15 protein-coding genes and 1 pseudogene are annotated in these 9,153 nt (G+C 56.6%); 6 read left to right on the top strand and 10 right to left on the bottom strand.

Annotated elements, in window-relative coordinates; genetic code table 11:
- Window positions 1–259, top strand: a pseudogene (locus AC3WTM_RS13805) (phasin family protein); the annotation flags it as partial.
- A 69-nt stretch (window positions 260–328) separates the two neighbouring features.
- Here AC3WTM_RS13805 and AC3WTM_RS13800 read toward each other — a convergent pair.
- From AC3WTM_RS13800 to AC3WTM_RS13755, 10 genes are all read right to left on the bottom strand, one after another.
- Complete coding sequence (locus AC3WTM_RS13800) at window positions 329–598, bottom strand: pyocin activator PrtN family protein (RefSeq protein WP_102668883.1); 270 nt, start codon at window positions 596–598, stop codon at window positions 329–331.
- Window positions 595–1,257, bottom strand: coding sequence for a hypothetical protein (locus AC3WTM_RS13795; protein WP_256585982.1), 663 nt, complete (start codon window positions 1,255–1,257; stop codon window positions 595–597). The genes AC3WTM_RS13800 and AC3WTM_RS13795 overlap by 4 nt, the downstream gene beginning before the upstream one ends.
- A complete protein-coding gene (locus AC3WTM_RS13790) occupies window positions 1,254–1,796 on the bottom strand; it encodes a phosphohydrolase (protein ID WP_102668882.1) in 543 nt (180 codons plus the stop codon). Before AC3WTM_RS13790 ends, AC3WTM_RS13795 begins: the two co-directional genes overlap by 4 nt.
- Complete coding sequence (locus tag AC3WTM_RS13785) at window positions 1,793–2,014, bottom strand: hypothetical protein (protein WP_102668881.1); 222 nt, start codon at window positions 2,012–2,014, stop codon at window positions 1,793–1,795. Before AC3WTM_RS13785 ends, AC3WTM_RS13790 begins: the two co-directional genes overlap by 4 nt.
- Entirely contained in the window at window positions 2,011–2,430 is a 420-nt protein-coding gene (locus AC3WTM_RS13780; RefSeq protein ID WP_102668880.1) for a hypothetical protein, read from the bottom strand. The genes AC3WTM_RS13785 and AC3WTM_RS13780 overlap by 4 nt, the downstream gene beginning before the upstream one ends.
- 254 nt (window positions 2,431–2,684) lie before the next feature.
- A complete protein-coding gene (locus AC3WTM_RS13775) occupies window positions 2,685–3,005 on the bottom strand; it encodes a pyocin activator PrtN family protein (protein ID WP_102668878.1) in 321 nt (106 codons plus the stop codon).
- 158 nt (window positions 3,006–3,163) lie between these two features.
- The gene (locus AC3WTM_RS13770) at window positions 3,164–3,448 is read right to left on the bottom strand and encodes a phage antirepressor KilAC domain-containing protein (RefSeq protein WP_102668877.1); all 285 of its coding nucleotides are present in this window, start codon (window positions 3,446–3,448) and stop codon (window positions 3,164–3,166) included.
- A 9-nt stretch (window positions 3,449–3,457) separates the two neighbouring features.
- Window positions 3,458–4,048: a hypothetical protein gene (locus tag AC3WTM_RS13765; RefSeq protein ID WP_102668876.1), complete on the bottom strand. Its 591-nt coding sequence runs from the start codon at window positions 4,046–4,048 to the stop codon at window positions 3,458–3,460.
- Window positions 4,045–4,224, bottom strand: a complete 180-nt coding sequence (locus tag AC3WTM_RS13760; protein ID WP_102668875.1) for a hypothetical protein — start codon at window positions 4,222–4,224, stop codon at window positions 4,045–4,047. The genes AC3WTM_RS13765 and AC3WTM_RS13760 overlap by 4 nt, the downstream gene beginning before the upstream one ends.
- A 76-nt stretch (window positions 4,225–4,300) precedes the next feature.
- A complete protein-coding gene (locus tag AC3WTM_RS13755) occupies window positions 4,301–5,020 on the bottom strand; it encodes an XRE family transcriptional regulator (protein ID WP_102668874.1) in 720 nt (239 codons plus the stop codon).
- 101 nt (window positions 5,021–5,121) lie between these two features.
- On the opposite strand from AC3WTM_RS13755, the gene AC3WTM_RS13750 reads away from it, so the two are divergent.
- The 5 genes from AC3WTM_RS13750 (at window position 5,122) to AC3WTM_RS13730 (ending at window position 8,976) form a co-directional block, all read left to right on the top strand.
- Window positions 5,122–5,346, top strand: coding sequence for a helix-turn-helix transcriptional regulator (locus AC3WTM_RS13750; protein WP_102668873.1), 225 nt, complete (start codon window positions 5,122–5,124; stop codon window positions 5,344–5,346).
- Between the two features lie 327 nt (window positions 5,347–5,673).
- Window positions 5,674–6,192, top strand: coding sequence for a phage regulatory CII family protein (locus AC3WTM_RS13745; RefSeq protein ID WP_173677888.1), 519 nt, complete (start codon window positions 5,674–5,676; stop codon window positions 6,190–6,192).
- Window positions 6,185–6,412, top strand: coding sequence for a TraR/DksA family transcriptional regulator (locus tag AC3WTM_RS13740; protein WP_102668995.1), 228 nt, complete (start codon window positions 6,185–6,187; stop codon window positions 6,410–6,412). Before AC3WTM_RS13745 ends, AC3WTM_RS13740 begins: the two co-directional genes overlap by 8 nt.
- Window positions 6,402–8,618, top strand: coding sequence for a VapE domain-containing protein (locus AC3WTM_RS13735; RefSeq protein WP_102668871.1), 2,217 nt, complete (start codon window positions 6,402–6,404; stop codon window positions 8,616–8,618). The genes AC3WTM_RS13740 and AC3WTM_RS13735 overlap by 11 nt, the downstream gene beginning before the upstream one ends.
- Window positions 8,611–8,976: a PA0613 family protein gene (locus AC3WTM_RS13730; protein ID WP_102668870.1), complete on the top strand. Its 366-nt coding sequence runs from the start codon at window positions 8,611–8,613 to the stop codon at window positions 8,974–8,976. The genes AC3WTM_RS13735 and AC3WTM_RS13730 overlap by 8 nt, the downstream gene beginning before the upstream one ends.
- Window positions 8,977–9,153: the final 177 nt, after the last annotated feature.

Below are 9,153 nucleotides of genomic sequence, written 5' to 3'. Positions count from 1 at the left end.
GGCCAAACCTGTTGCAGCCAAGGCTGCGGCCAAGCCCGCAGCGGCCAAACCTGTTGCAGCCAAGGCTGCGGCCAAACCCGCAGCGGCCAAACCTGTTGCAGCCAAACCGGCAGTCAAAAAACCTGCAGCAGCCAAGCCGGCCGTTGCGGCTCAGCCTAGGCCTCCCGAAGTAATTGCGCCAAAAGCTGAGGTGTTCAATGAGGGGGTGGAAATGAAGCCTGGAGTCGCTCAAAGTCCGCCAGCGCCGGCCGCCCAGTGACCGAAGCGGCTGACTCTTAGTGTTGAGATAGTCAAAAAAGGCCGACTTATTTTTCAAGTCGGCCTTTTGTTATGCGGCTCTGCCCATGAATTTGTTTTGTTCTTTGGCGGCTTTTTCTCTCTGCTTGTCAATGTAGTCTGCAAGGTCTTTTAGATATACGCCTAAAGCTGCTTTTTGACTGTCAGCTCCTAATCGAACAATCGGTAGATCAATTTCTCCTGATAAACATTTCAGTTTGAACTTTTCGACAGTCAGATGCATATAATCCTCGCAAACACGGGTTAACGGTATTACGGCTTGAGCATTGTATTGGGCCATCAGTAAAAATAAGGTGTTCATTGCTCCTCCTCCCACTGAGCCACATTTAAGGCGTCGGCCACTGACTGTACTGATATTGAAGCGTTGCTGAGCATAAAGGACTCGCCGGCCTTAGCTGGTTTGGGAGCCTCCTCTGCGCACACGCCATCAGTGCATAGAAACAACGGATTATTAGCGCACTCTCGGCCTGTAGGCTGCGGCTCGACCAGAGCAGCGTGCTTCCAAGCTCGACGCATCCACGCGGAATAACCTGCTCTGTACGCGTAATGCTCACGCGAAAATTTGGCAGACGTGCTCGCACCAGGGGACGTAATGTACGTCCCACGCTGTTTGCAATACTGCAGCCCCTCAAGTACTGGAAATTCTTTCTCGAACTCGACGCGTTCATCAATTTGAGCGGCCTTGACGACTTCCTGCTCCAGAGCGTCCTGGCCATGCAAAAGTGGTTTATACCCCACGACAGGCTGCGCGGGCGAGCGAGCCTGAGCGATTAGCGTTGCACCAGGTGTGGCTGCCTCGCGCAGCTTTTCGTGGGGTATAAGTGCCTCGGCAGTGGCGCTGAGAGAGGCAATAATGCCTGCTACTGCGCAGCAGGGACTGTTTGTTTCAGTCGTGTCGACACCTGTGGTGTTGCGGAGCAAAGCGGTCGATGTTTGGGTGGTGTTCTGGTCCATTGTCATACCGCTTTCCTCCGATGTTCGATAGCGAGTTGGTCCATCAGGCGCTGGTGAAACGTGAGCCGGGCTTCGGTGGCGGACCATGGGCGGATGGTTTCTGCCATGGGTTCGATGCCAGTCAGGCAATCCCAGATGGCCGGATCGGCAGGCATCAGGTCGCGGCGTTCCGTTGCCAAGGCGACGAGGTCGGCGTGGCGGACAGACGCTGGTAGTTCTAGTTCGAGGTTGAAGCGGGTGCAGATGCGCTCCCAAATCCATTGCTCAACGTCCTGGTACGCATGCATCCATTGCTTCAGCGGTTGCACCATATCGCCGATGTAGGCCTCGGCCGCATCGTGGAAGAGGGCCGTCAGCTTGTCCTGTTCGGGTACCAGATCTGCGACCATGCAGGCATGTTGCGCCACGCTGTAGAACTCACGAGTGTGACCGTTGAAACGGCACAAGTGCGCCAGCGAATGAGCTATGTCACGTGGGTCGATCAGGTCGGCGTCTGGTTCGTACAGGTCAAAGCGCTTGCCGGTAGCGGTAAGAATCTGGCTCATGCAGCCTCCTTGACCAGGTCCGCCAGTAACAAGGCGTTCTTGGTGTTTTTATTCAGTTTGCGCAGGGCTTCGTAGCCGATCAGTGCAGCCAGCTGGCGATCAAACTCTTTGCGAAAACGCGTCATTTCCTGCAACTCGGTGGTCGCTTTGGTGAGCTGTTGTTGCAGGGCGCCGGCTGCTTGTGGGGTCAGGCGCAGCATTGGTGTGGGACGGCTCATGCTGCATCCTCCATTGCTGCGGGTTCTAGCAAGGCCGCCATTGCCAGGGCTTGTTCGCGAAGGGCTAGTGACTCGCGGTGGAGCTTTTTGCCGGTGCGGAATGCGCTGAAGGTTTCGGCCGCGATTCGCAATTTTTCCGCAATATCCAGCAGGGTTTGGCGTTCGGGTTCTCCCAGTTTCGAGGCGGCCAGCGCGAGCTCGTACCGGGCGTACAGTTGCTTGCGGTGATCGCGAGCTTGGTCAAGCAACAGCTTCAGATTGCGGATCGCTTCCGAGGTGTCCGATTGCTGAATGTCTTTGCCTTCTTCAATTCCCTCGACGCGGCCGTCGATGAGGCCGCCGCGATAGCCGGCCCAATAGGTGAGGCCGACAAGCAAGGTGAAAGCGATCAGTGCGCATATCTGAATTGCGGTCATGTGGTGTGCTCCTAGTTGTTTCGCTTGGCTGGTGGTGGCAGCCGTTGGTGGTTGTCTATTCGTCTTCAGGATCGGGTGGGTCGGCCAGCCCGCACATCAGCTTGGCCTGAAACTGCATGTAACCTTCATCGAGTAAGGCGTCGTAACGCCGGTAGTCGACCGCAAGGAAGCAGCACTCACCGCAAAGGCGGTCAGCTGTTTTCTCCGCTGATAGTGACGTTCGGCAGTGCCTACATTGATTGAGAGGTGACATGTCATGCTTCCGGTTTGCTGGTTGTTGGTCGCGGCATGTCTTCGTCTGCCTGGTAGGCGCGGATGTCGATCAACGCGGCAACGTGTTTGATATGGGCATACCTCAAAGCTTTCACGCTTTCGTCGATGGTCGTCACCGGGAGTTGAATCCGCCCGCTGTTGATGGCCTCCGAAAACGTCTTCTCGTTGAGGTTTCTGAAGTAACGCTCGCGCAGCTCTTCAAGGGGGATAAGCACATCGCCAAAGATTTGGTGCAGCATCTCGACGGTGGAGCTGTCCGGTGCGGGAAGTAGTCGCAGCGGTGTTTGGTTGGCATTATTCATGGGCTAGCTCGGCCTCCTTGCGTTTGAGTCGTGATGGGTGATTCCAGGCATTCAGGCAGTGGCGCTTGGTTAGCTCCCGCAGATGTTCAGGCACTTCGAGGAGCGCGGCGTTGCGCTCCTCGCGTGTGCGCATGGCGATAATCTGGCGGGCGTATTCCCTAGGCCACGTCACGGTTGTCGACCGGAATAGCGGGCAGTTCGAGCCCTAGCTGCTCGGCCAGCCAGCGCATGCCGGCTTGCCGGACCTTGGTCGACTGGCTGTATTGCATGCCAGCGATTTCGTGGTACCAGGTACCGTCCTTGATCCGCAGGTACTCGCGGTCGCGAACCGGGAATGCCGGCAGGTTGCGGTCGTTGAGAAGGCCTTTCTCACGCATGAGCGCGATCAGTTTGGGTCGGGTTAGGCCGAAGTACTTGGCGGCTTTTTCCAGGCTACGTTCCATCTCGGCCTCCTAGGCTGCATGCGCGGCAGGAGTCGCCACGGCAGCCAAGTGGTTGATGGATTCGGTTACTTGCTCATAGATCTCGGCATCGCTACCGCACACGGTGAAGCACTTTGTGCGCGGACGTTTTACGCCGATGCTCATGATGGTGGTGACGCCTGGGCGTGTTTGGGTGCGATGGATGGCGACGTGGATGGGGAGATCGAAACCCATGTCTAGACTCAACGCGCCGCCGGTACGCACAAGCTCGAAAATCTGCTGCCGGTGCTCGACATCAAACTGTGCGTATTGGCGGCTTGCATGAGGAGGCGTCAGGCGCTCAGCCGTATTGCTGGGATCTACCGGACCATTTGCAATTTCTTCAATGAAATCGGCGAGTTTCAGATGCATCCTTTTCTCGTTCTTCAAGGTCAGCGAGTGGCGTTCGCTGCCGAGTTCGACCGTGAAGTAAGTATCAGATGGATTGCGCTCCACCTTGAGGCGGAACGTCAGTGCTTCGCGCTTAGGTGTCGAACGCAGGACGTGGCTGAAGGTCTCGGTTAGGTTGACCTGGGCGTTCAGCAGTTGCAGGGTGCGGTTGTCGATTTTGAACGTGTTCATGCTGCGTGCCCTCCGCCATTCGGATCGAAGGGGGCTGGCTCGTAGCTTTTCGCGACAAGTTTAGGTTTGTTGTTGTGGATGACGATCAGGCAGCCGGTGGTGGATTGCAGCTGCTCGATCAGTTTCCGATTGCTGGTGCACGCCGGATGAACGTGCAGGGTGGCTGTGGTGTGCATGATATTGCCTCGCTCTGTGGTGGAAGAGTGAGGCAAATATCACGTATTGTGTTTATCGTGTCAACACGAAATGTGATTACTCTGGTTTGTCGTGCGCAAACCGTGATGATTTCAGTATTCCGCCTACCAGATGGACCTTGGTTACCAAATTTTGATCGAGATGGAGCGGGCTATGGTCCTGGTTAACGCTGTCGAATCGATATACCCCGTCTCGCAGGTAAATGAACTCTTTGATCATTGAGCGGCCATCTTGAGTCTGCACCATGACCTCATCTCCGGTGACGAACACTTTATTGGGTTCAATGAGAACGTATTCGCCGCTTTTTATTCGTGGATGCATGCTATCGCCAATGACTCTAAGGCCGTAAGCATTGGGGTCATCACTATAGATGTGGAGATACCCATCTCCATGACCAACTGGGAAGTCCAGCGCCCCAAAGAATCCATCCATCCCTAGCTTTGCTGTGCCTACCACGGGCACCACTCCTTCCTTCGTAGGGCCAATTGGCCTAACAACGCTTCCTGTTTTCAATGGTGGCAGGGTCGAGGGGTGATGGGTTTGATTGGCTAATGCTGAAAAAATCTGTTGGGAGTCAGTGCCACTGATCAGCTCTGCGACCGAAACGCCTAAGGCAGGCGCAAGCAGTGTCAGATCTGCAAGATTTGGCTCTCTGAGATCACTCTCGTAGTTACCTATTCGCGACTGTGATGACCAGCCGCACTGTTCAGCCAAATTTTTCTGGCTGAAGCCTTTTTGTTTTCTGAGCCGCTTGATGCGGGAGCCTAAAGTTTCCATTCGGAATTTTTATCACGTAATGAAATGTTTTTTTCTCACTTATCGTGTTGAAATAATCACGATACGTGTTTAGAGTGCGCCTATCAAAAGGAGCCAAATTCATGAATCGAATTGCCTGCCTCAGAAAGGAGGCACAGATAAAGCAAAGGGATCTGGGTGAACTGCTTGGTTGGACCCAGACCAGGCTAAGTAATTACGAGTCTGGTCACAGGATGCCGGGGCTTAGTGAGTGCAGGGCAATCACCTCCGCCCTGAATCAGTTGGGGGCCACTTGCTCACTAGATGATGTTTTTCCTCCAGAGATTGAAACATCAAAAGCTGCTTAGAAAAAAGGCGACCAAAAGGCCGCCCAGTTCCTCCCGGCTCGCACCACCACAGCGCTGTCGGGTCGCGATAAAGATAGGCGGGCACACCACATGCTAACCACCTCCCTTTATCGCGCTTTTCCAAGGTATGGAGGCCTTGGTGTTGCTGCCTTTTCCACCACAGATTGGGCAGCTTTGCGCCAGGGGTGAGCAACGGATTGCTCGCCCCGGCACGGTACCGGTGTCGATCTCTAAGATCTAGCCGGCGTTTGGGCCTCTTCAAGCCACGCGGCAAATGTATCACCACTGCATGTCGCGCGGCACTGGCAACTTATAAGGATTAATGCCATGAGCCGAATCGCTCTGAGTTCTATTCAGCGGGCGCAGCGGGAAGTTCTGCCGCTTGATCTCGCGCTTTACCATGCTGCTCGGGACTATCCCGGCGGTGCCGCTGCAATCGCCGCCACCACTGGCAGAAACGCCACCACACTGCAGCACAAACTCTCCCCCACGCACCCGAGCCATACGGTGAACATTCAGGAGTTCGGCGAGATCCTGGAGCTGACCAAGGATCGCCGTATTCTGGATGCGGTGCATGCATTGGTCGGTGACACGACCTGGCAGGAACTGGCTGAGGCGTACACCAATGACATGCCCGAAACGTTGACCACCGGTATTGCTGAGTACTTTCGGCAGGTGGCGGATTTGGCTGATACCTGGGCTAAGAGCATCGGAGATGGGGTGGTGTCCGACGAGGAACTTGCCGCAATTCGCCTGCAGGTGTTTCGCGGGATACAGGGGCTGCTCGGAATGTTCAACCGCGCTGCGTATGTCAACCAGACAACGCGGGGTGCTGACCGTGGCTGATATTGCTGATTTCGCTAACGATCTGGTGCAGGAACGCCTCGATCAGGCGCTAGCTGCGCGTAATGCTGCCAGGCCAGCCTTGGCGGCGCATTCGTTTCTGTTTTGTGAGGGTTGCGATGAGCCGATTCCGGAGGCTCGTCGGTTGGTTCTACCGGGTTGCTCGCAGTGTGTGAATTGCCAATCCATCAACGAAGCACGGGAGGCTCGCCATGCTCGATGAGGTGTTGGGGCAATTCGCAGACTATGGCCTTGAGCCTGAGCAGCCGCTGATCTTTGGCAAGCTCACTCGATGCAAGACTGCCCAGGACAAGGGTAAGGAAAAGAATGGCTGGTATGTAATCCACGAGCACCGGACCGAGAAAGACGAAACGCTGATCTTCGGCAGTTTCGGTGACTGGCGCTCCGGCGATACCCAGAAAATCAAGGTCAAGGCCGGGCGTATGAGCCCCGAAGAGCGCGAAGTTATGCGTGCTCGCCAGGAGGAGGCAAAACGCAGGGCTGCTGAGATTGCAGCCAACGCTGCACGTCGAGCAGCTAACCGTGCAGCAGGCCTGTTCAAGCGCATGCCTGAGAAGGGCAAGAGCGCCTATTTGGATCGAAAGCAGATCGTCGGCTTCAAGGTTCGCTATGCGCCCCGTACCGGCGCATTTTTAGTGCCTATGTGCAACGTGCGGGATCAGATCGTTGGCCTGCAGGTAATCTTCCCGGCAAAGCAAGAAGACACTGGGCGCGACAAGGTCTACTGGCCCGCCGGCATGTCGAAGGAAGGCGCCTTCCATCTGATTGGCCCGCACCCTGAACCGGGGGAGCCGGTGCTTGTATGTGAGGGCTACGCCACGGGGGCTAGCCTGCATATGGCGACGTCACTGACAGTCGCTATCGCATTCGATGCGGGCAACTTACTCCCGGTCTCCAAGGCCATGCGCGAGCGTTTCCCCGGTTGCCCATTGATCCTCTGCCGGGACGATGACTGGAAAACCAAACGCCCCAATGGCGAGCCTTGGAACCCAGGTGAAGAAAAGGCCAACAACGCGGCGTTAATCGTCGGTGGCCAGGTGGTTGGCCCCGTCTTCTCTGGCGAGCGTGAGATCAAGTGGACTGACTTCAACGACCTGCATATTGCCGAAGGCTTGGAGGCTGTCCGCCGCCAGGTGTTGGCGGTGGTCAAGCCTCCTGCAGCTGGTGGTTGGAAAGATCAGTTGGCCCGTACGGAAAACGGCTCCCTGATTGCGCACATGCAGAATGTCGAACTGATCTTGGGCAATGACGAGCGCTGGGCCGGCGTGATCGGTTACAGCGTGTTCAGCTCCAAGATTGTCAAGCTGCGGTCCGCCCCCTTTGGCAGCGGGGCGGGGGATTGGGCCGACATTGATGACATGCGGGTGATGAAATGGCTCGCCCAGCAGTACAACTTGCGAGTGAAAGCGTCCCATGTGATCGAGGCGGTCAGCGTGGTTGCCCACGACCATTCTTTTCACCCGGTGCGCGAGTACCTGGAGAAGCTGGAGTGGGACCGCGTGCCCCGGCTGGAAAGCTGGCTGACCGATGTGCTGGGCGTCCAGGCCAGTGAGTACTCGGCCAAGGTCGGCAAGCGTTGGCCGATCTCTGCGGTGGCCAGGGTGATGCGCCCTGGCTGCAAGGCCGACTCGGTGATGATTCTTGAAGGTGGGCAGGGTGAAGGTAAGTCCACGGCCATGGGCATTCTCGGCGGCGATTGGTTCATGGACACGCCGTTTGCCCTTGGCGACAAGGACAGTTTTCAGGCTATTCGCGGCAAGTGGATTGTTGAGTTGGGGGAACTGGACAGTTTCAACAAGGCCGAGAGCACCAAGGCCAAGCAGTTCTTTTCGGCCTCCACTGACACCTATCGCGAGAGCTACGGCCGTAGAACGAACGACGTGCCACGCCAGTGTGTGTTCGTGGGCACCACCAACCAAGAGGAATACCTCAAGGACGCCACGGGTAACCGACGTTACTGGCCGGTGTTCTGTAACAAGGTCGATCTGGAAAAGCTGCGTGAGATCCGCGACCAGTTGTGGGCCGAGGCGGTGTTCTGTTTCGAGGCCGGTGATATCTGGTGGGTGACGAAGGACGAGTCGTGGATGTTCGCCGAGGCACAGGACGAGCGCTTTGTGGTGGACGAGTGGGAAGGGCCAATCCTGACCTGGTTGGAGGAATCGCAGATCGGCGAGACCGCTACCGGCAATGAGATTCTGACCCAGGCTCTCAAGCTCGATTTCGGGCATTGGGGTAAGCCTGAACAGATGCGAGTCGGCGCGATCATGCACCGGCTGGGCTGGCGCAAGAAGCGTATGCCGGCGTTGGCAAAAAGCGGTGTCCGTCAGTGGGCCTATCAGAAGCCCGCAACGTGGGGGCGAGCTTCTGCATTGCAGCAGGCGGTGGTAGAGGAGCCTTGCTTTGATTAAGCGAATCGATGAAATGCTCAAGCTCTGGGCGCAGGACCTGCATTCACCGACTCCTGAAACCTATGGAGGGGCGAGTGGAGGCAACATGATTGCCATGTTGATGGAGTGCAAGGGCGAGCTGATACGTGGCACTCGGGGTAGTCGGGTGCTGCTGGACGAATCGGCGGATATTGAGCTGATCGTCAACAAACATCTGCCGGCGCAGCTGTCGGTGGTGGTGTGGGAGCACTACTGCAACCATGAAAGCTTTCTGTCACAGAAGTACACCCACTGCGGTTGCAGCCGCGATACCTATTATCAGCGTCTGCATGAGGCGCACCTGCATATCGCAGGTTTGTTGATGGGGAAGGCTGCATGACCCCTGGCGTCACTTCGCATGCCTTTGTCCTACTGTCCGGCCTTGTCCGACTGCCATTTAAGGTGGTCGGACAAGCGCAGGCCGCGCCATTGCTGGGCTGTCCTACTGTCCAACCTTTGCCCGCGCCATGCACACGTAAGCATAGCGGGCACATAGTCGCGCCCATGGCGCGCACGC

It is taken from the genome of Pseudomonas sp. EU05-FHT14B02, from assembly GCF_058791055.1.
Note: the sequence above shows the minus strand (reverse complement) of the source record. Positions and strands in the feature narration are given on the sequence as shown.

Coding starts and splice junctions, on each gene's coding strand:
- AC3WTM_RS13800 (WP_102668883.1), bottom strand. CDS start 598: ATGAACACCTTATTTTTACTGATGGCCCAATACAATGCTCAAGCCGTA.
- AC3WTM_RS13795 (WP_256585982.1), bottom strand. CDS start 1,257: ATGACAATGGACCAGAACACCACCCAAACATCGACCGCTTTGCTCCGC.
- AC3WTM_RS13790 (WP_102668882.1), bottom strand. CDS start 1,796: ATGAGCCAGATTCTTACCGCTACCGGCAAGCGCTTTGACCTGTACGAA.
- AC3WTM_RS13785 (WP_102668881.1), bottom strand. CDS start 2,014: ATGAGCCGTCCCACACCAATGCTGCGCCTGACCCCACAAGCAGCCGGC.
- AC3WTM_RS13780 (WP_102668880.1), bottom strand. CDS start 2,430: ATGACCGCAATTCAGATATGCGCACTGATCGCTTTCACCTTGCTTGTC.
- AC3WTM_RS13775 (WP_102668878.1), bottom strand. CDS start 3,005: ATGAATAATGCCAACCAAACACCGCTGCGACTACTTCCCGCACCGGAC.
- AC3WTM_RS13770 (WP_102668877.1), bottom strand. CDS start 3,448: ATGGAACGTAGCCTGGAAAAAGCCGCCAAGTACTTCGGCCTAACCCGA.
- AC3WTM_RS13765 (WP_102668876.1), bottom strand. CDS start 4,048: ATGAACACGTTCAAAATCGACAACCGCACCCTGCAACTGCTGAACGCC.
- AC3WTM_RS13760 (WP_102668875.1), bottom strand. CDS start 4,224: ATGCACACCACAGCCACCCTGCACGTTCATCCGGCGTGCACCAGCAAT.
- AC3WTM_RS13755 (WP_102668874.1), bottom strand. CDS start 5,020: ATGGAAACTTTAGGCTCCCGCATCAAGCGGCTCAGAAAACAAAAAGGC.
- AC3WTM_RS13750 (WP_102668873.1), top strand. CDS start 5,122: ATGAATCGAATTGCCTGCCTCAGAAAGGAGGCACAGATAAAGCAAAGG.
- AC3WTM_RS13745 (WP_173677888.1), top strand. CDS start 5,674: ATGAGCCGAATCGCTCTGAGTTCTATTCAGCGGGCGCAGCGGGAAGTT.
- AC3WTM_RS13735 (WP_102668871.1), top strand. CDS start 6,402: ATGCTCGATGAGGTGTTGGGGCAATTCGCAGACTATGGCCTTGAGCCT.